The organism is Glutamicibacter sp. AGC46 (genome assembly GCF_053543715.1).
In genome coordinates this window covers 84,055-107,375 of record NZ_JBLVOJ010000009.1, presented here as the reverse complement: position 1 = coordinate 107,375, position 23,321 = coordinate 84,055, and the positions used below count along the sequence as shown (strand labels likewise).

General features: G+C 56.4%; 19 protein-coding genes. 7 read left to right on the top strand and 12 right to left on the bottom strand.

Features of this window, described 5'->3' with window-relative positions; genetic code table 11:
- Positions 1–89: 89 nt before the first annotated feature.
- Both ACNPM8_RS03630 and ACNPM8_RS03625 read right to left on the bottom strand, forming a co-directional pair.
- Complete coding sequence (locus tag ACNPM8_RS03630; protein WP_255209577.1) at positions 90–212, bottom strand: hypothetical protein; 123 nt, start codon at positions 210–212, stop codon at positions 90–92.
- A 583-nt stretch (positions 213–795) separates the two neighbouring features.
- A complete protein-coding gene (locus tag ACNPM8_RS03625) occupies positions 796–2,247 on the bottom strand; it encodes a CCA tRNA nucleotidyltransferase (protein ID WP_105656608.1) in 1,452 nt (483 codons plus the stop codon).
- 124 nt (positions 2,248–2,371) lie between these two features.
- Here ACNPM8_RS03625 and ACNPM8_RS03620 point away from each other — a divergent pair, with 124 nt between their 5' ends.
- From ACNPM8_RS03620 to trxA, 5 genes are all read left to right on the top strand, one after another.
- Entirely contained in the window at positions 2,372–2,911 is a 540-nt protein-coding gene (locus tag ACNPM8_RS03620; protein WP_105656609.1) for an NUDIX domain-containing protein, read from the top strand.
- 37 nt (positions 2,912–2,948) lie between these two features.
- On the top strand, positions 2,949–4,652 hold the full coding sequence (gene murJ / locus ACNPM8_RS03615) for a murein biosynthesis integral membrane protein MurJ (protein ID WP_286134650.1): 1,704 nt from the start codon (positions 2,949–2,951) through the stop codon (positions 4,650–4,652).
- Positions 4,653–4,778: 126 nt separating this feature from the next.
- Complete coding sequence (locus tag ACNPM8_RS03610) at positions 4,779–6,395, top strand: hypothetical protein (protein WP_388024726.1); 1,617 nt, start codon at positions 4,779–4,781, stop codon at positions 6,393–6,395.
- A 100-nt stretch (positions 6,396–6,495) separates the two neighbouring features.
- Positions 6,496–7,461 carry a thioredoxin-disulfide reductase gene (gene trxB / locus ACNPM8_RS03605; RefSeq protein ID WP_105656612.1) on the top strand — a complete coding sequence of 322 codons (966 nt, stop codon included), beginning with the start codon at positions 6,496–6,498 and terminating at the stop codon, positions 7,459–7,461.
- Between the two features lie 28 nt (positions 7,462–7,489).
- Entirely contained in the window at positions 7,490–7,813 is a 324-nt protein-coding gene (gene trxA, locus ACNPM8_RS03600) for a thioredoxin (RefSeq protein WP_105656613.1), read from the top strand.
- A gap of 112 nt (positions 7,814–7,925) precedes the next feature.
- On the opposite strand, the gene ACNPM8_RS03595 is transcribed toward trxA, so the two are convergent.
- The 10 genes from ACNPM8_RS03595 to rpmH all read right to left on the bottom strand — a co-directional run bounded on the left by ACNPM8_RS03595 (position 7,926) and on the right by rpmH (position 19,754).
- Positions 7,926–8,138, bottom strand: a complete 213-nt coding sequence (locus ACNPM8_RS03595) for a hypothetical protein (protein ID WP_146112958.1) — start codon at positions 8,136–8,138, stop codon at positions 7,926–7,928.
- Positions 8,139–11,582: 3,444 nt separating this feature from the next.
- Entirely contained in the window at positions 11,583–11,930 is a 348-nt protein-coding gene (locus tag ACNPM8_RS03590; protein WP_105662205.1) for an ATP-binding protein, read from the bottom strand.
- 2,206 nt (positions 11,931–14,136) lie between these two features.
- Complete coding sequence (locus tag ACNPM8_RS03585; protein WP_448939307.1) at positions 14,137–15,330, bottom strand: ParB/RepB/Spo0J family partition protein; 1,194 nt, start codon at positions 15,328–15,330, stop codon at positions 14,137–14,139.
- Positions 15,331–15,528: 198 nt separating this feature from the next.
- The gene (locus ACNPM8_RS03580) at positions 15,529–16,452 is read right to left on the bottom strand and encodes a ParA family protein (protein ID WP_105658699.1); all 924 of its coding nucleotides are present in this window, start codon (positions 16,450–16,452) and stop codon (positions 15,529–15,531) included.
- 177 nt (positions 16,453–16,629) lie between these two features.
- On the bottom strand, positions 16,630–17,271 hold the full coding sequence (rsmG, locus tag ACNPM8_RS03575) for a 16S rRNA (guanine(527)-N(7))-methyltransferase RsmG (protein WP_105662203.1): 642 nt from the start codon (positions 17,269–17,271) through the stop codon (positions 16,630–16,632).
- 46 nt (positions 17,272–17,317) lie between these two features.
- Positions 17,318–17,845: a Jag family protein gene (locus ACNPM8_RS03570; protein WP_105662202.1), complete on the bottom strand. Its 528-nt coding sequence runs from the start codon at positions 17,843–17,845 to the stop codon at positions 17,318–17,320.
- A 2-nt stretch (positions 17,846–17,847) separates the two neighbouring features.
- The gene (yidC, locus tag ACNPM8_RS03565; RefSeq protein WP_105658696.1) at positions 17,848–18,822 is read right to left on the bottom strand and encodes a membrane protein insertase YidC; all 975 of its coding nucleotides are present in this window, start codon (positions 18,820–18,822) and stop codon (positions 17,848–17,850) included.
- Entirely contained in the window at positions 18,822–19,199 is a 378-nt protein-coding gene (yidD, locus tag ACNPM8_RS03560) for a membrane protein insertion efficiency factor YidD (protein WP_105662201.1), read from the bottom strand. Before yidD ends, yidC begins: the two co-directional genes overlap by 1 nt.
- A complete protein-coding gene (gene rnpA, locus ACNPM8_RS03555; RefSeq protein ID WP_105658694.1) occupies positions 19,199–19,552 on the bottom strand; it encodes a ribonuclease P protein component in 354 nt (117 codons plus the stop codon). Before rnpA ends, yidD begins: the two co-directional genes overlap by 1 nt.
- A 64-nt stretch (positions 19,553–19,616) precedes the next feature.
- Positions 19,617–19,754, bottom strand: a complete 138-nt coding sequence (gene rpmH / locus ACNPM8_RS03550) for a 50S ribosomal protein L34 (protein WP_075972541.1) — start codon at positions 19,752–19,754, stop codon at positions 19,617–19,619.
- Between the two features lie 516 nt (positions 19,755–20,270).
- Between rpmH and dnaA the strand changes: the two genes are divergently transcribed.
- Entirely contained in the window at positions 20,271–21,707 is a 1,437-nt protein-coding gene (dnaA, locus tag ACNPM8_RS03545; RefSeq protein ID WP_105658693.1) for a chromosomal replication initiator protein DnaA, read from the top strand.
- 465 nt (positions 21,708–22,172) lie between these two features.
- Entirely contained in the window at positions 22,173–23,300 is a 1,128-nt protein-coding gene (gene dnaN / locus ACNPM8_RS03540; RefSeq protein ID WP_105658692.1) for a DNA polymerase III subunit beta, read from the top strand.
- Positions 23,301–23,321: the final 21 nt, after the last annotated feature.

Genomic DNA, 23,321 nt, shown 5'->3' with positions numbered 1-23,321 from the left:
GGCGGGGGCGCCTCTTGGCGATGCCTTGCGAGTTCATCATGGGTACCTCGGATTCTTGTTAGCGGGCAACGGTAATGGCGTTGCCGGCCTTAGCGAATTCGAAGGTACATTTCTGGTGGCACGTGGTTCTTCAGCTCACGCTGACGCATGCGGCGGTTGAACTCGGTGCTATCAAGGTTGGTGAACTTGCGCTTGTCTTGACGCTTTTTCATTTGCTGTCCCTCCCTTCGGTCAAAGTAGAAGGGGAGGGAAGATCTTGGCGCGTAGTTGAAATGGCGCGAGCTTTCAGGCTTTCTGGTCCTGCGAAGATTAATTCCGAGGTGCGAACTGCCCGTTGAGCGGATGAGGAGAACAGTGGACTAGGCATGAAAAAAGTTCCTAAGGGTGAGAGTCGATTACTGACCTGCAACCTCAGGAACTTATGCGGGATTTACCGTGAGTTAGGAATCCGCTTGTCCGGAGGTTGGGGAAATGAGCTTGCACAGACGAGACATGGGAGAGCCGCCAATAAATCGCGCTCCGCGATGAGTCTCTGTGTACCAATTGGTATTAATCATTTCGCCACCTCCTAAAATCTGCTCTCGGCCGGCCATGGATGCCATGGGGCCTCTTTGAAAAGTTTTCTCGATCCGCAAGTCTCATTGAGACTTCCCAATCACAGTATTCAGCATACATGGATTATCCCCGATGCGCTACAAATTTGCGCAGAAACTTTAAGCACTTTCCCGGGGACGGCAAAAGCACCCGAATCCATGCGGATTTCAGGTGCTTTTCCCTTGGTGTTCAGGTCAGAGGTTACCCCTCGGTAGCCGATTCCTGGGCTTCAGGCTGTTCTTTCCACCAGGCGCGCAAGCGCTCAGTGGCGATTTCCGCGCCCAGCGGGCCTTCGTCCAAACGCAGTTCCAAGAGGAACTTGTATGCGCGGCCAACGACCTTGCTCGGCTTGATTCCCAACAGGTGCATGATCTGCTCGCCGTCAAGATCCGGGCGGATTGACTGGAGCTCTTCTTGCTCGGCGATCTGCGCGATGCGCGCCTCGAGGTCGTCGTAGGCAAAAGCTAGGCGGTCGGCCTTCTTGCGATTGCGGGTGGTGACATCCGAACGGGTCAGGCGGTGCAGGTGCTCGAGCAGGTCTCCAGCATCGGTGACGTAACGGCGCACCGCCGAGTCGGTCCAGCCGGCCTCGCCGTAGCCATAGAAGCGCATGTGCAACTCGACCAGTCGGGCTACGGACTTGGTGGTGTCCTTGTCGAAACGCAGGGCGCGCATACGCGCCTTGACGAGCTTCGAACCCACCATGTCATGGTGGCGGAAGGATACCGCGCCGCTTGGTTCAAATTTGCGGGTCGCCGGCTTTCCGATATCGTGCATCAGCGCCGCGAAGCGCAACACGAAGTTCGGGCCGGGAACAGGTCCCTCTTCGTCGGTTTCCAACGCCATGGCTTGTTCCAGCACGGTCAGCGAATGCTGGTAGACATCCTTGTGCCGGTGGTGCTCGTCAATTTCCAGACGCAGTGCCGAGACTTCGGGCAGCACCTTATCGGCCAGGCCAGTTTCCACCAGAAGGTCGATTCCCGCGCGCGGGTCTGCACCGTTGATCAGCTTGACCAGTTCATCGCGAACCCGCTCGGAGGAAATGATGTCGATCCGATCGGTCATTCCGCTCATGGCTTCGCGCACCTCTGGACTGACTTCGATCTTCAGCTGCGAAGCAAAACGGGCAGCACGCATCATGCGCAGCGGATCGTCAGAGAAGGAGATATCAGGTGCACCAGGGGTGCGGATGGACCCGTCTTCCAGCGAGCTTACGCCGTCGAAAGGATCCACCAGCTCGAGCTGCGGCAAGCGCAGAGCCATCGAGTTCATGGTGAAGTCCCGACGGAAGAGATCGTCGTGCAGGTTATCACCGAAGGCAACGATCGGCTTGCGCGACTCCTTATCATAGGCATCAGCGCGGTAGGTCGTGACCTCTAGCGTGTGTTCGCCCTTCTTGAAGGCAATAGTTCCAAACTCGCGTCCCACATCCCAAACGTTATCGGCCCAGCCGGAAATCACCTTGATGGTTTCTTCCGGGCGAGCGCTGGTGGTGAAATCGAGGTCCGGGGATACGCGTCCCAAGTACAGATCCCGAACCGGCCCACCTACCAGCGACAATTCATGGCCCGCCCGAACAAAACGGTCGGCCAAGTCGAAAATAACCGAGGGCAGGATTTGACGCAGTGCGTCAGGCGAGGGAAGTGCATGCATAGTTACTTAAGCGTGCCAGAAATCCCGGAAGAATGCTTGAAATTCCGACGGATTTGCCTGCGAGATAACTTACTTGTCCACGTCGATCAGGCGGCGAACGGTACTTTCTCGATAGAGTGGTTCCATGAACCGACCGATCCCGTCTGCCCCAAAGCGCACCCCATTGACTGCGTCAATGGCTCGCGCGCAGGCAACTGGCGGTCACACGAGCCTGCCGACCGTGGAAGAAGTCTCTTCCGGCGGCATCGTGATCGACTTCAACGACCCCACCTTCCCAGTGGCCATCATTGCCCGGTACAACCGTGGCGGACGGCTGGAATGGTGCCTGCCCAAGGGCCACCCGGAGGGCGTGGAAACCAATGAGGAAGCGGCTATCCGCGAAATCGAGGAAGAGACCGGCATTGCCGGACGCATCCTCGCCCCGCTGGGTTCGGTCGACTACTGGTTCACCGTGACGAATTACCGTGTGCACAAGACCGTGCACCATTTCCTGCTGGAAGCTACCGGCGGGCATCTGACGATCGAGAATGATCCCGATCATGAAGCCGTCGATGTTGCCTGGGTCCCCATCGGTTCCCTGGGCAAGCGCCTGTCCTTCCCTAATGAGCGCCGGATCGCTGATCTGGCACGCGAGGTCCTTACAAAGCATGTCTCAGGTTCCTAATCCATCTGCGGGCTCCGATCAGCTACACACCGGAGCCATGGACGTAGTCGCCGGACCTCCCCCGCAGCAGGCAGCTCAGCCTGTTGGCTCGCGCTCCAGGATCTATGCCCTGATGGCCTCCGGCACGATGGTCTCCCGCTTGCTGGGCTTCGTGCGCACGGCCTTGCTGGCGATGGCCATTGGTTCGGTCACCTCGGTGGCTGACATCTTTGAAAAAGCCAATATCATCCCGACTATCATCTACATGCTGCTGGCCGGCGGCATTTTCAACGTCGTGCTGATCCCGCAGCTGATCAAGGCCTCCAAGGCGAAGGACCGCGGCGCCGCGTACACGTCGAAATTGGTGACGCTGACCGTCGTGGGCATGGGTATCCTGACTCTGATCCTCACGCTCTGCGCCAGGCCATTGATCACAGTGCTCACCAATAACTGGACCGAGCCCATGATCGCGTTGGGAACGGCCTTTGCCTACTGGTCGCTGCCGCAGATCTTCTTCTATGGGCTCTACGCAGTGCTGGGCCAGGTGCTGAACGCGAATGGCCGCTTTGCCGCATTCATGTGGGCTCCTGCGGTCAACAACATCATCCAGCTGATCGTCATTGGCGCTTTCATCCTGACTTTCGGCGCCTACTCTTCGGGCGACCCGATGCAGGATTGGAGCGGCGTCAAGACCATGTGGCTGGCTGGCGGTGCCACCTTGGGTATCGTATTGCAGTCGGTGGCGCTGTTCTGGCCACTGAAGAAGACCGGGCTGAAACTGACACTGGACTTCCAATGGCGCGGCATGGGACTGCGCCACGTGGGCAAGCTGGCGATCTGGACCCTGGCGGCCATGGTGATCGGCAATCTCTCCTCGCTGGTGTACTCCAAGATCGTGTCCGGAGCTACCGCGGCTCGAGCGCAGCTGCCTCCCGAACAGGCCGCCTCGGTAGCCGGCGAGTACGCGTTGAACACCTCGCAGTTGATCACCGTGCTGCCGCACTCCCTGTTCGCGCTGACCGTCGCCACCGTGCTGTTCAACGACTTCGCCCGGGCTTTCACCGAGAACCGCCGCAAGGATGTTGGCAAGCTGCTCAATCAGGGCATGCGCTCCACCGCAATCCCTATCGTGTTCTGCACGCTGGTCTTCATCGTGCTGGCCGGACCGCTAGGCAGGCTCTTTGCCGGCAACTCCGAGAATGCTGCGCAGGCCGCGGGCGCTCTCGGGCAGCTGCTGGTGCTCACCGCGCTTGGGCTGCCGTTCAAGTCCTTGCAGTTCTTCATGCTGCGTGTCTTCTACGCAGAGGAGGATACCCGCACCCCGATGCTGATCCAGTCGGCCACCGCCGGGCTCGGATTGATCTTGGCGTTCGCCGCTGCAGCCGTGGTCGATCCGCTGCATATCGCCGCCGCCATTGCCTTCATCTACGGCTTGACCAACGTGCTGACCTGCATCGGCACCCACTATCTGATCAAGCGCCGCTACGGCAACTACGGTGTTTCCTCTGTCATCGACACCTACATTCGAGTCGGTTGGATGGCTACGCTCTCCTCCATCATTGGATGCATCGCGCTCTGGTTGCTGGGTGGATTCAACTTCGGATTCGCCTACGACTCCGTATTCAGCGCCCTGGTTTCGGTGGCTATTGTCGCGCTGGTGATGGGCATCGTCTTCATTGGCTTGCTGTACAAAACCAAGGTCCCGGAGCTCCAGTCGTTCCTGGGTCCGATCCTTCGCAGAATCCCGGGACTCAATCGCTGATGGTCCGCTGAAACTTGCTAGTGATTCTGGGCAAATAGGCACCAAATAGCTTGATCTGACCGGTAACATGGCAGGTGGTGGTCCGTGGACCGCCACCGAACCAAAATCAACCCCTTGGAGATGCACGTGTCGCAGCCAATCGATGTCGGCTCTGTCCTCAGCGGTCGCTACCAAGTAACCGAGAGTGTCCTTTCATCAGCTGAAGGAGACTTGGTACTCGGTGGCGTAGACCAGGTACTGAACCGCTCGGTCAGCATCATGGTGGCTTCCGTGGAGAATTCATCGCAGCTGGCAACGAGCGCACGCGAAATCGCCATGGGCGAGCGCGCTTCGAACGTTCAGGTGCTGGATCTGGGCATCACCGATGCCAACCAGACCTACCTCGTCGCCAACACCGCGCGTTCCTCGGACCTGCTGGACCTGGTATTGGAAACCGACGACGCTCCATATGTTGAGCCGTTCTTCACCGACACCCTGGGCACCGAGATCTTCGGCGAGTCCCGCCAGGCCGTCCCTGAGACCTACGAAGACGACAACGAGTACTACGACCAGCTGCAGTACGAAGACGAACCAGAGCAGCAGGGCAAGATCGGTTCCGCCTTGGCTGGTGGCTTCGCAGGACTGAAGAACCGGTTCGGCAAGAAGAACCAGGAACAGCCTGAAGAAGAACAGTTCGACCAGACTGCGCCTAATGAGCAGGTTCCCGCCACCATGGCTACCCCGGTTGCGCCAGCTGAAAAGCCAGCGGCCGAAGACAAGCCGAAGGTGTCCCGCCTGGAAGACGAAGACGAGCCTAATGTCACCGCAACTGCGGCCCTGGCTGCCGCTGCGCAGTCCAAGGGCAAGACGCCGGCCAAGCCTACCCAGAAGCCTGCCGAGGAAGATGAGAAGCCGGCAAAGAAGAAGGCTGCAGCAGCTGGAGCCGTAGCCGGCGCAGGCGCCGCTGCGGGTGCCGTAGCCGGCGCAGGCGCCGCTGCGGGTGCCGCCGCTGCCGCTGCCCCGAAAGCCTCGACCTTCCCCGCAGCTGCCAAGAATGCTCCTGCCCAGGACCCCCAGGTCGGCGAAGAGGAAGAGGAAGAAGGCGGTTCCAAGGGAACTCGCCTGCTGGTTGGCGCCGTCTTGCTCATCGTGCTGATTGTTGCAGTCGTGTTCGCTTTCAACTTCCTTGGTGGGGACAAGAACACCACCGCCGATGGCGAGCAGCCAACTGCCGTGGAGTCCCCGGAAAAGCCATCCGAGACCGAGAAAGAAAAGGACTCAACCGAGGACGCCTTGCCTGCTCCGAAGATCGACGACGTATCCCGCCTGGTTCCCGGCAATCAGCAGCTGAACTCCGAAACCGATGGCAAGCTGGGCCAGATGATCGACGGCAACGCCTCGAGCACCTACTCAACGTACTCGTACACCACCGCTGATTTCGGCGGCTTCGCTTCCAACATGGTCTTCATCCTGGAACTGGACGAGAAGTCCAAGATCTCCGAGGTCAATCTCGAGGGCCTGAACGGCACCGGCGGCAACTACGAAATCCTCGTCGGCGAATCCGAAGACCTGGGCGATGCCAAGTCGGTAGCCAAGGGTTCATTCTCCGGTCCTTCGGTATCGGTAACTGCCAAGGACGACGACAAGGACTACATGGAAGGAACCCACGTGTTCCTGGACATCACCGACCTGCCTCGCAAGGCATCCGGCGGCAATGATTCACGTCCATTCGGTCTCCAGATCGGTGAATTCTCCGCCAAGTAATAGAAGCGGAATTTTTTACGAAAGCAATGCGTTGAGGTGGATAGTGAGGTTAGACCTTGCTATCCACCTCGCATTATTAGAACGAAAGGGTTCTACTCCCGTGACTTCAGCACAGAACGACGAAATCCGCGACGTCATCATTGTCGGCTCCGGTCCGGCCGGTTACACCGCCGCGGTTTACACCGCCCGTGCGAATCTGAACCCACTAGTCATCGCCGGCTCAGTCACTGCCGGCGGCGAACTGATGAACACCACCGACGTGGAGAACTTCCCAGGCTTCCCCGAGGGCATCATGGGCCCAGACCTGATGGACAACATGCAGAAGCAAGCCGAACGCTTCGGCGCCGAGATCCTCTTCGATGACGTCACCGAAATGAACCTCGAAGGCGAAATCAAGACGCTGTCCCTGGCTGACGGCACCATCTACCGTGCTCGTGCTGTCATCGTCTCCACCGGCTCCGCCTACCGCGAGCTGGGCCTGCAGGATGAAAAGCGCCTCTCTGGCCATGGCGTCTCCTGGTGCGCCACTTGCGACGGGTTCTTCTTCCGCGACCAGAGAATCGCCGTGATCGGCGGTGGCGACTCCGCCATGGAAGAAGCGCTGTTCCTGACCAAGTTCGCCTCCAAGGTCATCGTCGTGCACCGCCGCAACGAGCTGCGCGCTTCGAAGATCATGGCCGACCGCGCCCTGGCCCACGAGAAGATCGAGTTCATCTGGGACTCCGAAGTCATCGGCATCAACGGTGCCGATAAGGTCGAAGGCTTGGTTGTGAAGAACCGCACCAGCGGCGAAGAATCCACCGTGGATGTCACCGGTATCTTCGTGGCCATCGGCAACGACCCACGCGTGGATCTGGTCAAGGACCAGCTGCAGCTGACTTCCGAAGGCACCATCGCCGTTGAAGGCCGCACATCCAAGACCTCGCTGCCAGGTGTCTTCGCCGCCGGCGACGTCATCGATTCCACCTACCGCCAGGCCATTACCGCGGCCGGCTCGGGCTGCGCCGCGGCCCAGGACGTGGAGCACTACCTGGCCAACGTTTCCGAAACCCTCGCTACCGCCTAATAGTTTTCTCAGAAAGGGGTTGTCTCTCATGAGCAACGCAAAAGCAGTAACTGAAGCAACCTTCCAGGCCGATGTCCTGGATGCCGACAAGCCAGTGATCGTCGATTTCTGGGCTGAATGGTGCGGCCCTTGCCGCCAGCTCGGTCCAATCCTGGATCAGATCGCAGAAGAGCACGCTGCGAAGGTCGACGTCGTGAAGGTCAACGTCGATGAGAACCAGGCAATTGCCGCGAAGTACGGCATCACCAGCATCCCAGCCGTATACGTCTTCAAGGGCGGCGAGCATGTCGCTACTTCCATCGGCGCCAAGCCGAAGGCTGTCATCGAAAAGGACTTCGCAGAATACCTGTAAGCCAAGAACATGATTGAAGTGGGGATCAACCGCAAGGTTGGTCCCCACTTCTTATTTAACCGTGGCGCCGCGAGAAGTTCACTTGCTTTCGTTTTCTGGCCGTTTCCGAGCCTTACCCCAGCTCAGGTTGAGCCGGTTCTTCATCTGAAGGCCCTTTTGACATGCTGTTGCGAATATCCAAGCCAAAATATTTGTTTTTATGATTCTGGCTCTGTTCTATGACGCTTTGCACCGTTCTTTGGCACCCGTCAGCCAAGATGCGCATTTCATGCTCAGCAATGGACCCGGCAAGTTCGGGTTCGCATTTGATCGTTTCTCTGGCCACCTAGACAGGTTCCCGAATTCTGAATCTTGATGTCCTATGCAAAATTCAGCGATCCGCAATCTCCGTATTTCTAGCCCTTCAACTTCGGCCCACAATTCCAGACTGTACTGTGAAGGGCCGCGGAAACGCATCCGGATACGCCGTACATGCTAGCTGAGCGGATGTGCTTTCTGAGAGAAAGCCAAAACCAATTACTCATGGGACTATCCGCTTCCGGTCGAAATTGCGTCAAATTCTGTCCATGGATAATCCAGGCCATGCCGACTGCCGCATCCCCGTGTCGCCGCGACACTCAGTTTTCATGGGCGTCTTTAGCTGGAACAGCATCTCTTGGTCTTGATTATTGGGGAGGGTTCAACGCGCAGTGAGAACTGCCAGGGCTAACGGAGTTCCAGGGAATTAGCGGAGCTCTCCCCTTCCGCGTATCCACTGGTTGCTCACTGAGCCTACTGTTTCGCCGTCAATCGTCAGAATCCATGACGCTATCTCTTCCAAAGTCCGAACGGTTCAGCAACGAGTTCCTGAGGACGTTCTCTGGCTAAACTGGCACGCAGTAAGCAGAACAGAATCTTTCGGCTTGTGAGTTGTTGTCGTAAGTCAGTTGCTGCGGCCCAAACCATGTTTCGTGCCGATACGTCATCACCCACTGCGCAACTGTCACATGGGCCGCTGGGTAATGATGAGGTGCGACCTGTCGAAGATTGAATGAATCTGAGGTCGATTGCCGTGGAGCGAACGAGCCACATCATCGCTGAATAGCTGTTCATACCCATCGGGGCGAAGCTTGCCGGTAGAACCTGCATCAGGGACAAAGGCCTTAGACTCATGCTCGTTGCCCTACTGTCGACTCGCGAAGAGAAGGCCTGAATCTCCAATCTGCTAGTGATCGGAGGGGTTTCTCTCTGATCAGGTCATTGCGATTCTGCACTAGGTCCTAGTGCAATCAACTAACTCTGAACAGCGCGCTACCTATCTTTCGGGAAGTCGGTTTCCCCGAGGGCCAGTACTAACCCCACATATAAGTTCTTTCATTCACACGCTTCCCTCCTTCAGGTTCTCTTGCCTTTCAATTAATGGAGGTCTTCGCCCAGTTCTCCAACCCTGAGAAATTTAGGTTGATCGCTACTACGGGCTTCGGCACCTGGGGCTTCGCACTCCACGGCATCATGCCTACCTATTGCGCGGCTGGTGCATGGACAGCTTGGTCCGAATTCCCGCGCTAGTTACCTTGGGGCTTTTTTCTAGTGAATAGTTCCTTCGAACCGGGACAAAAGCAGGAGCGGGTTGAGCCGGGTTTGCGGAGACTCTAGTGAACCTATTTCACCGCTAATCCTCCTACTCTCTTGGATTGAAGGTTGTGATCCTTCTGGATTTCCCTTCGCTCACCTTGCTCATGAGCGGGATCTGGAGCGCTGCCGGGCCGCTCATGCCCGACAGGGCTCCCGGAGACCCATACATCCGCCTAGGACGCGCTTCTGCGGCCTCATAAGCACTCCTAAGGCTTTCTGGCCATCTGTTGCCTCGACCCCTCCCTAGGGCCTTGGCGTCATTTCCTCCTGTCAGCTGCTGGCGTTGAAGTGGTTGGACGATCGTATCCAGGCTTCACCTTCCGCGCGTATGGGACCAAGGGTCAAGTTATCCCTCGGCATCTCGCGACGCTATTACTTTCCTGCACGCCGTGCGTGCTCGCCGGGTTTTTGGCGCTGGAACGAACTTCCTCATGTCCGCGCCGCAAGCCGCAGGCTGATCACTGTCCTCTCACGTAGGCACCGGCCAGACAGGTCCTCTCCGGCGCTCGTACAGGCCTACGCATGTATTCAGCAAGCTTCTTATGCCTCATCTCAGCAGAGGCTGTCAGCCTGCGGGTAGTGGGTATAGCATCATTAGCTATTCATCTCGGGGGCGGGGTGCCCAGGTCGTGCGTGGCCGCTCCATTCTGTGCAACGTCAAACCTGCATGTGCTTTCAGGTCGTTCTGGTTGTTTCACGTGAAACACCAAGCGCATCGTTGAATTCAGGACAATCAAAGGGCGGCCTAGTTAGTGTTTCACGTGAAACACGTTTCGCTTCGCAGACGTCAGCAGGTTCGAAGGGCGGTCTGGATCATGTTTCACGTGAAACGTTGCTTCAAGGCAGCTGCTTTCAGTGTCCATGTTGCGGTTCCGCCCCCCACCAGTCGCAGTCGCCGATTCAAGAAATTCGAGAGACGGTGACACGATTTCATGACAGCTCGAACTCGGATTTCTAGAGATCTGGATGTCGGTTCGGCAAGGGTGCGCACCAATGTTAATCCCACACCTGCGTCAGGAATCTTAATGGAGTCGTTGATTCTCATCAGCGTGCCCTGGCTCAAGGTGCGCGTAATGGCTTCGGGAAGGGCTAGTACCACTCCTCCATCGCACGGCATGGCGCATTCGACATAAGAAGTTCCGGTCATGCCCGCAACGCCAACTGAAGATCGCCTTCTTATCGTCAAACGGAATCGGACCTGTACCGTCCAATTCTCCCTACGCCAGCTCGGCATTGGTCAGCAAACCGGACGGTTCTTCGCCCGATATGGATGGTTAGGCGAAGACAGCCTCTCCTCAGGGTGAACCAAGCAATCAGTATTCGCCGAGGCATCAACCTCGGCACCATTGGCCTCACCCCAGCGGACAATCGGCGGATTGGACCTGGTTAGCACCGACTTCTGTTAATAACGATCAGCTGCATCAACGGCCGCAGCACCGAATGGAACGTAATCCACCTTGACGATGATCAACAGTTTGTATTGCATAAGACGCGGCAACTCATGAGTCGATTTCCCTCCGTGATGCGCCGCCACCAACCTTTACGCGCAGCCAGAGCTGTTCATCGAAGAGCATTGGATACCACTGCCGGCAGGCTTTGACACCCAGCGCAATACGCGAGTTAGTATTCACCGCCCATGGCGGTCCTCTACAGGTCACGAGCATAGCTGTCGGGATGATCGCCGTTCTGGCCCGGCAGGCTTCACGAGTCCATCCCTCATCATGTGCTGGATCAACATGCTACTTGCACGTCCGACAGATTGATGGCATTTTCATGGCTCTCGCCAACTGCTCAATCGTTTCTTCCGAAGTACGCATTACTGGTCATCATGAAAGTCGTGGATGTCTAGGCAAGGGATTCTATTGCCGGCCGATACCTAGCGTGACGCGACCACGCGGCCGTGGTCGTGGCCAAATAACGGTTGTGCGTCGGATCTTGCTCAACACACAACGCAGTAATCTGCACATGTGCCGGATCGGTAATCATCTGGTGCTTGTGAATATTCGGTGGTTTGAGAGCCACCCAATATTGCGCTTCTGGGCCAGTCGTTATTGTGGTTCAGATCCACCCAATAGTCTCCCTTAGAGCCACCTGCCGGATCATCAGTCCGGCAGGCAGTCCTGAACGAGGATTCCATCGAATCAACGCCCCGTGGCTAATGCTCCGGCCGAGAGTACACCTCACACATGTTGAGCCCACCGGTCTCAACCCAAATCGTATCGTGCACGACATGATCCATGATCGCGTCGGCCAACGCACCAGCGTCCAGCCGGGCACGCCAATCCGATTGCTTGTACTGCGTACAGAAAATGGTGGATGCAGCGTCATACCGCCACCCTATGAGCTCGAAGATGATTCTCAGCAACCCGCCGGCTGGAGGATCCAAAAGCCACTCATCCAGCAGCAAGACGCAACCACCGGCGCGCGCGGACAGAATACTGGGTGGCTCAGAACCGCAATATTGGCGGCTCTCGAAAAGTCCAATATTCAGCTTGTCCAGCACCGCGGAGGATCAGCCACCACCAACTGGCCGCAGACCCTCTATCCATGGTCACCGTGGAATCAACAATCCGGCCAATGTCTGAAGGATGCACCAAATAATTATTGCGGCCCAGACTCATGCTATAGGTCCTTCTCCATCGTGCCCGATGGCTGAGCCCGGTACTGATGGCATCGAAGGCGAGATGATCATTGTGCCTAGAGCCTACGGCGACCGGTCGATGCTCCGGACCTGGATCGGGCTGAACGGTGTACATTGGCTTTCGGTAGACACCCGTCGAGCTGTTTGCTGAGATTCTGAAGGAAAGAGGATTCAAGCAACTGGTTGCATTCGGTTTGCTCTTTGAACTCAGAATCTCTCGGTGGAGCCAGAATGGTCCTGCTAGCCAGCGGCTCGGCAAGCACTGAATTGGCTTCCGTGTCTTTCCTTTTGCTTCCGAATCGCGGATTCACGGTCCCAGATTCTGCTCTTGAGGACCGCGTCATCATCGTCGTTCTAGCTCCACATCCCAACGCTCAGATCCGGGCATTGCCAACTAGGAATCATCAGCGCTTTGAACACCCTCAAATGCGACAGCCTCATCATCAGCTCCGGCAGCATCAGAGCCTGGTCGGATCCGACAGGTGTCCGTAGCTTGGGGAACCACAGATCCACTTGCGCGGCTTGCCCTGATTCGTGGACCAACCGGTCCGCAGGGCCCACGTTCGTGTATTCCGGACATATCAGTGCGACCCGGTTCTTCAACGTGGAGATGGAATTCGTTCATTCGATTCGTTCGTCGATGGCCGTCGCCGGCATGCGCGGATACTCGCAGACCAGCCTGCGGGTTTCTGGTTCGAAAGCGTCAGCGATGGAACCACGCTTCGTCTACAGGTCATTTGCAGACTCGGTGACTGCCAATGCTGAGCATACGGTGTTACGTGGGACGCCAAGTCGCCGCGAGATCGCCGTTATTGGCACGCCTTCTGCTCAATGCAGTCGACGGATCTCTGCGTACTGTTCCACATTGATCCTACCCTCAGAATGTCTGTTGAATGGATCAGGTGGGGTGAATATTCAAAAGTCGTTCAATGGTTAGCATTCAGTTAGCGTTGGCACCCCTCCGAACTTGCCCCCGGTTGGTCCTGCCATAAGTCCATAGCGGCCTTCCTTGGCCCTTCACGGCCTTCGTGCGAGCCTTCCTCTCCCCTACCCGACTCCCCGCTCTCGTGGCGTCGCTACACGCCCACCTTGCTGCTCAGAGAGTCATCACGGTATGCCTGACTATCTGATCTTGCTGTTCCAGAACATGCTGTATGCAGTCCTTGCTCAACGCCGTTGCCTATCTGCCCTAAGCAAGAACGATGAAACGTACCCTTGGAATCGCCCGATACAGCTTCTCGGTCCAATGTTTTCGGAGTTGTGCTCAGTTGCGGACAGCATCCTGGCTCCCTTGCACATCAGTCCTCGAACAATCTAAGAAGCATGGCTGACACATGCCACTGCGCATTAGATGGAGTAGAGCCAGGCAGGGATAGACCGCGAAAACCATCAGTGTCTCTACTCATCGCACCTTGTGTTCTCCTTCGCACTGGAAGGTAGCCGGAATACTGTGCACCAAATGCGGCACCTATCGCCCCGGATGTCCTACCAAGCAGAATACTGGCTGCCCAAATCCGTATCCGCTGGGGTAGTTCCCGCAGCCAGGCGGCTCGAATCATGCGTTCTATCCTCTTCCCGTTCTCCGTAGAATTCATTAAGTGGAGGCATTTCGGTGACATAAACTGAATGGCTCGCTGATCCTCAGGAGCAGGCATCGGAGAATGGTTACGAAGCGAGGTGAAGGGCTCGGCTCAGCGATGCGGTGCCAATCCCGAACCTGGTACGGTGTGTCCTGCTTTTTCTACATTTCTGGACAGCGTCGTGGCTACTTCGTGCTCATGCCATCGGCGTGTACGTTCCCTCTTTGATAAGCCAACGACGGATGCCAACAATCAGTTTTATGCTTGCTGTGGTTCATGATCCATTTGATGCGAAAGCTATGCGGGCACACCTAAGTATCCGTTTATGGACAGCAGCGGTTTCCTACCCACCAACGACTCATCTCCATGTGCCGCCCTCATACTTGGTTGGCAGTAACCTCGCATGGAGTATTTGTTCCACGTGAAACACAGGCTCTAGATACAAGAAAGGCGCATGTTTCACGTGAAACATGCGCCAGTTCATGAAATTACGGGTTCATAGTCGGATCAATAACCTGCATGATGCGGTTCAGATCATCCACCGAAGCGAACTCGATGCTGACTTTGCCCTTGCGGCTGCCAAGCTGAATCTTGACGTTAGTGTCCAAGCGGTCCGCGAGCGAAGTTGCCAGGAAGTCCAGGCGTTCATTGCGCTGGGTCTCTCGCGCCTTCTTTGCTGGCTTTCGTGGCTTGTCGTCACTCAGTGCCACTGCTTCTTCGGTCGCGCGCACGGACAAGCCCTCATTGATGATTCGCTGAGCCAGCTGCTCGATGACTTCGTTGTTCGACAGTCCTAGCAACGCGCGCGCATGACCGGCAGAAAGAACGCCAGCCGCAACACGACGCTGAACGAGTGGAGGTAGTTTCATCAAGCGAATCGTATTGGAAATCTGCGAACGGGATCGTCCGATTCGTTCTGAAAGCACTTCCTGGGTGCAATTGAACTCTTCTAGAAGCTGCTGATAAGCAGCGGCCTCTTCCAGTGGATTCAGTTGTGACCGATGCAGGTTCTCGAGCAAGGCGTCGCGCAACAGATCGGTGTCATGCGTGTCGCGGATAATGGCCGGGATAGTCGCTAGGCCAGCCGCCTGTGTCGCGCGCCAACGGCGTTCACCCATGACCAGCTCATACGGAGCGTCATCTTTCTCGCGGGAAGGGCGGACCACGATAGGTTGAAGCAATCCAATTTCGCGGATCGAATGGATGAGTTCATCCATGTGCTCCTGATCGAAGTTGGTACGCGGCTGCTTGCGATTTGGGTGAATCAGCTGGACGTCGAGTTCAGCGAACTGTGCGCCAGGAACTTCGACAAGATCGGGAGAGTCTGATTTTACAGGTTGCGGCTCGGTCTTCTTAGTTGCTGGTTTCTCAGCTGGTGCGTCTTCCTGAGGTGCAGAGGTATTCTTTCCCCCAAGAGTTGTATTCAAGCCAGGCATAGTTGCGCGAGCGCGCTTTGCCGGCTTTGCGGGAGTGGTTGGCGCCTTAGGTGCCGAGGACTTGCGTCCCGGTTCGAAGAACATATCGACAGGACGTGTGGCGCGCGACTTCGACGCTTCCGCGGCCGGTTCTACAGGAGCTGTTTCACGTGAAACATTCTGGTTTTCTTCAGGAGCCGCCGTCGCCGGTGAGCTGGAAATAAGGGCACCCAGTCCCCTGCCCAATCCCCGCTTCTTATCTGCCATGTTCTTCGCACGCCCTTTCATCCGAAATTTCAGCCCGAGACTAGTCTACTGTTTTTTGGCTTTGAACCGGGGATGCGCACAGTGCGTCAGCCGTGGCTCTCACCGTACGAATCTCGCATCCGCATCAGATAGATCTGGAAAAACAAACGAAAATCTAAGGGGATGATCTTTTCCAGCGTGAAACGTATTTATAAGGTCTTACGCGCCTCGTTCAGCCATCTCTACGGCTGCTTCGGAGTACGACAATGCACCAGTCGAATTTGGATCATAAGTAATGACGGTCTGCTGGTAGCTCGGCGCTTCAGAGATTCGTACCGAACGAGGGATGACGGCCTTGAGCACCTGCTCTGGGAAGTGCTCACGGACTTCGTTGGCGACCTGCGCGGCCAAATTCGTGCGACCGTCGTACATGGTCAGCAGTATCGTCGAAACCGTCAGCTTGGAGTTCAAATGCTTCTGGATCATTTCAATGTTCTTCAGTAGCTGACTCAGGCCCTCGAGCGCATAGTACTCGCACTGGATTGGGATGAGAACTTCACGAGCGGCAACGAAGGCGTTAACGGTCAGCAGGCCTAGGCTTGGCGGGCAGTCGATGAAGACGTAGTCCAGGCGAGGCAGCCCCTTGCGCTGGCGGGTACGCGCGTAGTCATCCAGGGCGCGCTGCAGGCGCTGTTCGCGGGCTACTAATGAAACCAACTCGATTTCAGCGCCTGCCAGGTGAATGGTTGCAGGAGCGACCTGCAGGGTTGGCAAGTCTGGGCATGTGGCTACTACGTCAGCCAATGGAAGATCATTGATTAACACGTCATAAATGCTGTCTACTTCAGCGTGGTGTTCAATGCCCAGCGCGGTAGAAGCGTTGCCCTGCGGGTCGATATCAATGACCAGGACGTTTAGCCCGCCCTTGGCCAGGGCGGCGGCAAGGTTGACCGTGGTCGTCGTCTTGCCTACGCCACCCTTCTGGTTGGAAATGGTGAAATAGCGGGTCTTCTCAGGCATTGGCACCTTGCGGGCCTCCAAAGCTTCGCGACGACGATGTTCACTAGCTATCTGAGTAGCCAAAGGCGAGGACGAGTCGTTGAAATCAAACGCGCTATCCGATGAATCCTTAGTCTTAGACAAAGGTAAAACTCCTCCTCGTGAATTGATGCACCTAATGCTCATGGCGTGCACCGATAATGTTTCACGTGAAACATTCAAAACAAGTCATGCAGATTGCGAAATGGCTTCATCCTCGAAAACTATGAGGATGAAAGCCATTTCGCTTCTATAACTATTTAACAGACTATCGCGTCAACCTTAGCCAACCTTGATGCGAACCACCGTGGTTGGCTCTGCAAGGATGCTTTCGCCCACAGTGAGCACTTCGGTTTCCCTGCCGCCAAGCTTGCGGATCGCCTTGGTAGCCTTAGCGATCTCTTCGACAGCGGAGCGGCCCTTGATGGCGATGAGCTCGCCCTGTCCGTGTAGCAATGGAATAGTCAGTCCAGCCAAGTTGGTCAGAGCAGATACGGCACGGGCCGTGACATAGCGTGCGTTGACGACGTCGACCATCTGCTCTGCACGGCCACGCATCACGGTGACGTTGTCCAGACCCAGATCATCGATAACCTCGGAGAGCCAGATGCAGCGGCGCTCCAGAGGCTCAATAAGCGTCAATTTGAGGTCCGCGCGGGCAATTGCCAAGCAGAGCCCTGGAAGGCCAGCACCGGAGCCTACGTCGGCTACCTCGGCGTCCTTCTCCATGACCTCTTCGATCACGGCGCAGTTGAGCACGTGACGGGACCACAGACGGGGTACTTCCCGTGGGCCAAGAAGCCCGCGCTCAATGCCCGAGGTCGCCAGATGCTCCACATAGCGCTTGGCAAGATCCAGGCGGTCACCGAAGATCTTCTCGGCAGCCAGGGTCTCTTCTGCAGTAAGGCTGAGGTCCTCAGTCATGGTCGTTGGTCCTTAGGTCGATCAGCACGCTCTCGCGTGATGGTTCTTAGCTGTCCAGTACCGAAATAACGATATGGCGTCGGGTCGATTCACCCTCGGATTCCGAGTGCAGTCCTGCATCGGCGATCACGTCGTGCACGAGCTTGCGCTCGTAGGCGCTCATTGGATCCAAGTGGGTCTTCTCGCCGGTTTCGCGTACCGACGCAATAGCATCTTCAGCGATCTTGCGGAGCAGTTCTGCGCGCTCTGCGCGGTAGTCGGCAATATCCAGGATCAAGCGCGAACGTTCACCGGTAGCAGTGAGCACTGCCAGCCGGGTGAGTTCCTGGAGGGCATCGAGGACTTCTCCATCCTTGCCTACGAGGCTCTCCAACGAGGCGTCTGCGTCCTCGGCAAGGATCGAGATGTAGGTGCGGCCACCGCGGATCTCGATGTCGATATCGCCGTCCAGATCTGCAATGTCCAGAAGCTCTTCGAGGTAGTCGGCGGCGACGTCGCCCTCGTCCAGAACTTCCTGGTCGTCTTCGATCTGGTTTTCCAGTTCTGGTGCGTCGATGTTCTCAGTTGCAGTCATGGCTACTTCTTCTTTCGACGGTTCTTGCGCTGCGGCTGTTCACGCTGGCCCTTGGCCTGCTGCTCTGCCGCGGCGGCGGCAGCGGCATCAGCGTCTTCCTTCTTCACGCCTACTGGAGGCAGGCCCTTGGCGGCGCGGCGAGCGTTAAGTTCGCGCTCTGCTTCCGAACCAGGGGTCGGGTTGTTTCGGATAACCCAGAACTGCTGGCCCAGGGTCCACAGGTTCGAAGCGGTCCAGTAAATCAGCACACCGATTGGGAAGTTGATACCACCGATACCGAAGACCAGGGGCAGGATGTACAGCATCATCTTCTGCTGCTGCATGAACGGGCCCTCGAGGGCCTCCTTGCTCATGTTCTTGGTCATCAGCTGTCGCTGGGTGAAGAACTGCGATGCGGTCATTGCAAGGATCATGACCACCGCAACGATGATCACTGCCCAGTTGATGGCACCGGAATTGATGGTGCCCAAGAAGGTCTCGGACAGCGGAGCGCCCAGGATCGAGGAATTGTCGAAGCTGCGGATGTGCTCAGCGGACAGAGCGCCGATCGAACGTCCATCATCGCTGGCGCGGGAGGCTTCGTTCAGAACGCGGAACAGCGCGAAGAAGAAAGGCATCTGCACGAGCAGGGGCAAGCAGGAAGACAGCGGGTTGGTCTTATGCTTCTTGAACAGCGCCTGCTGCTCCTGAACCATAGCCTGGCGCGACATCTGGTCGGTCTTGCCCTTGTACTTGGCCTGCAGCTTGCGCAGATCAGGCTGCAGTGCCTGCATCGCGCGCTGGGACTTGATCTGCTTGACGAACACTGGGATCAGCAAAGTACGGATCAGCAGCACGAGGAAGATGATCGACAAGGTCCAGGTAACACCCGAATCCCCGTTCATTCCAATCGCGGTGAACAGTTCGTGGAATGCCCACAGAACCCACGAGACTACGTACGTAAACGGAGTCAGTATCGTGTCTAGGAAGTTGTTCATCAGTGGTCGAGCTCCTTGCGGCCGCTTTCCGCGGCGTCTTCATCGTCGGGAATCACAGGATGATTCAGAACTATGATCCTCGGCAGTTTGCCTTCTGGCCAAATCCTCGGTCCCTCAGGAACGTGGTCGACGCCTCCGTGGGACCACGGATTGCATCGGAGAATCCGCCAAGTGGTCAATCCGGCGCCTTTGACAACGCCGTGCTGAGTCACTGCTTCGAGCCCATAGGCAGAACAGCTAGGAAAGTATCGGCATACATCGCCATATAGTGGCGAGATGAGTTTTCGGTAAGTCTTGAGCAGCCCGATAACGATGTTGCGTGGGATATCGATGATGAACCACAGCAAACCGGTACGCGGAGCTAAGTCCTTACGCATCAGCGCGCCTCAATCTTGCGCAAAACAGCGGAGAAGGCTGAATTGACCTGGGAGTTGAGTTCTTCCCAAGAGAGTTCGGCGGCGCCAGGAAGTGCACGGAAGACGAAATCGACGTCGCCGTCCACGCGCCGCAGCTCGTGGGCGATTTCCCGCATTCGTCGTTTGGTGAGATTCCTTTTAACGGCAATACCTACAGCCTTGGAAACAATGAATCCAAACCTGTCACCAAGGAACTCTTCGGTTTCTCGGTGCCGTGCATATAGCACGACGTTCCGGCGTCCGCTTCGGACGCCGGAACGTACAGTGGCTGTAAGGTCTTGCGCTAGGCGCAGTCGCTGATTCTTAGGCAACATCGGCTTCGGGTTGCTCTTTAGCTGAGCTCGTTGAAGTCATGCTGCCAAGAGCTGTTTCGCAAATTTATGCGGACAGCTCGGTGCGACCCTTGCCGCGACGTGCCGAAAGGATGGCACGACCTGCACGGGTACGCATACGAAGGCGGAAGCCATGCTTCTTCGAACGACGACGGTTGTTAGGCTGAAAAGTCCGCTTGCTCACGGTGACACTCCAAAACGTTTTAGATGATGCGTACTACCCGTTACTAGCTAGCTGGATAACAACAGGATGACGCTCGTGCTTTTTATAAAATGCGCTTTTTTCGCGGGCTCTTCCAAAAATGAGCAAGTCGCAAAAAGATGCGCATAGGACTGAATAACAATAGAAAACTATGCGCGCAAGGTCAAATTGGCGCACGAGTTCTGCCCATGCTCCCTACTTCGAGAGTCGGCCTGTGAATAATCTACCCCAGACTTGTGGATTAAGGCTGTGCATAACGAAAGAAAATTCACAGTTTTCCGCAAAACAGCTAGTCATCTCGCAGCGAAAAACGCTTGATTTCAAGGGAAAACCCGTTTTCCACAGTAATAACACCCGGTTTTTGCACGGAGCTGTGCATAACTGTGTGGATGATGGATAGAATCAATGCAGACGTGGTCCAGAAAACGACGTTTCAGAAGCCTGGAAACAGGATTCTTGTGACCAAGATTGCATTTAAACGGAAGCGGGGCGCCCTTAGTGAGCAGCGACGAAACCAATAGCATTGGTAGCTCTTGGCGCCAAGTCATCCGGAAGATCGAGGATGATGATCGCGTCAAGGCGCGTTACCGTGCCTTCGTATCGCTGGCTAAACCTCAGGGACTAATCGGTACGACGCTCTTAGTTGCGGTACCCAATGACCTCACCCGCGATATTCTGCAGACTCAGCTGCGCGAGCCGCTGGATGAAGCACTGCGAGAAGTCTTCCAGGACGAGATCCGTTGCGCCGTCAGCGTTGATCTCTCGCTCTCGGATGAGCTCGAAGAAGATGAGCCTGAAGCCAAAGCCGCCGCGCCGTCAGCTCCAGCAGTCGTTGAGACTCCTGGTCCGCGCCCCCAGCCAGCACCGCAGCCAACTCCCCCATCGAATTCGCAGGAGTTCGGCCGGCTGAACCCGAAGTACATTTTCGACACCTTCGTGATCGGCTCATCGAACCGCTTTGCCCACGCCGCAGCCGTTGCTGTTGCCGAAGCGCCGGCCAAGGCCTACAACCCGCTGTTCATCTATGGTGATTCAGGTCTGGGCAAGACTCACTTGCTGCATGCCATTGGCCACTACGCACGCCATCTCTACAAGGGCATCCGCGTGCGCTACGTGAACTCCGAAGAGTTCACCAATGATTTCATCAACTCGATCCGCGACGACGAGGGCGCAAGTTTCAAGCAGACTTACCGCAATGTCGACATTCTGCTCATTGACGACATTCAGTTCTTGGCCAACAAGGACGCTACCCAGGAAGAGTTCTTCCATACCTTCAATGCGCTGCACAACCACAACAAGCAGGTTGTCATCACCTCTGATCTGCCTCCCAAGCAGCTGCAGGGATTCGAAGACCGCATGCGTTCGCGCTTCGAGTGGGGCCTGCTGACCGATATTCAGCCACCAGAGCTGGAGACGCGTATTGCGATTTTGCGTAAGAAGGCCGACGCTGAAAATCTTTCAGCTCCAAGTGATGTCATGGAGTACATTGCTTCGCGTATTTCCACGAATATCCGGGAACTCGAAGGTGCTTTGATCCGTGTCACCGCTTTCGCGTCGCTGAATAACCAGCCCGTGGACCTTGCATTGGCCGAAACCGTGCTCAAGGACTTGATCAGCGAAGACGGGGCCCAGGAAATCACGCCGTCGACCATCATCAAGCAGACCGCAGAGTACTTCGGACTGAGTATTGATGAGCTGAACAGCAAGTCGCGAACTCGTACTTTGGTCACCGCGCGCCAGATCGCCATGTACTTGCTGCGTGAGCTTACCGACATGTCGCTGCCGAAGATTGGTGCAGAACTTGGCGGCCGCGACCACACCACCGTGATTCACGCGGATCGTAAGATCCGTGAGCTCATGGCCGAGCGCCGAGCGATCTTTAATCAGGTCACCGAGCTAACCAACCGGATTAAGCAGAGCCAGCGGGAGCACTAGCGGCGAGAAATCACAGGTGTGGATAAGACTGTGGATGATTTGGTGACGACCTGCGGATAAGTGCGCAAACCATGTGGACGTTAAAAATCATGGAACTGAGTATCAACAGGATGATGGAACTGAGTCTCATGTTCAACCACAGATTGTTCACATGCACAATCGTGGGCGGGTCTGGGGTTACAGGCCTTATCCACAGTATCCACAAGGGTTATTAACACTTCTCCTTTAAACCCTTAATCATCCAAATAACGAGTCCACTCCACACCCTCGAGCCAAATCCTGTGCAGAACAATTTTTTGTTGCATCGTCCACACTTCGTTCATTGAGCAGACGTTGCGCTATCAGGGCGTGGCAAGATTAGATGGATAAAACGTGCAATTACCTGCTCTATGCTTAAGAACTTGGCGAGGGAACAACCTTCTTGGCCTGACTTAAGACTTATGGGTTCCGAAAGGCGGATTTTTCGTGAAGTTCAGCGTTGAAAAGGATGTATTGGCAGACGCCGTATCCTGGACTGCCCGGTCCCTGGCACAGCGACCACCATCACCTGTTTTGGCTGGCATTCTCATCACCACCCATGAAGGCCTGGTTCGGCTCGAGGGATTCGACTATGAGATTTCCTCGCATATTGAGATTCCCGCGGACATTTCTGAGCAGGGTTCGATCTTGGTTTCCGGCAAGCTCTTGGCTGAGATCACCCGATCGCTGCCTAACTCGACGGTCACCTTGGAGACCGAAGGCTCGAAGATCTCGCTGACCTGTGGCCGTTCACGATTCCACCTGGCCACCATGCCAGTTGATGAATACCCAACCCTGCCTGAACTTCCAGCTATCGCCGGCACTATCGATGGCCAAGCATTCTCCGAAGCTGTATCGCAGGTTATCGTTGCGGCGTCCAAGGACGACACCTTGCCAGTTCTCACCGGCATCAAGGTTGAAATTGAAAATGACCTGATCACATTCTTGGCCACGGACCGCTACCGTCTGGCTCTGCGTGAACTCAATTGGACTCCGAACCAGGCAGAAATCTCGACCTCCTTCCTGATCAAAGCCAAGACCCTCAACGAAGTTGCCAAGACTCTCTCGAGCTCTGGCGAGCTGAAGCTTGCAATGAGCGAGAACGGAGAAATGGTTGGCTTCGAAAGCTCCAACCGCCGGACCACTTCGCTGCTGATCAATGGCGAATACCCGAAGATCCGCTCGCTGTTCCCAAGCGACACCCCAATCCATGCCACCGTTCGCACCAGCGAGCTGATGGAAGCTGTTCGTCGTGTATCGGTGGTTGCCGAACGCAATACCCCAGTTCGCATGGCTTTTACCGATGGCCAGCTGACCTTGGATGCTGGCACCGGCGAAGACGCGCAGGCTGAAGAAGCTATTGTTGCGTCTCTTCGCGGCGAAGACATCGTCGTTGCCTTCAACCCGACCTTCTTGTCCGAAGGCCTGAACTCCTTCAATACCGATTTCGTGCGCTTCTCCTTCACCAGTGCGCCCAAGCCGGCCATGCTGACCGGCCAGAAGAAGCTGGATGAGGATGACCAGGACCAGTATCGCTACCTCGTGATGCCGGTTCGGTTGCCCAACTCGAACTAAGCCAATTTCGTGGGGGGTGGC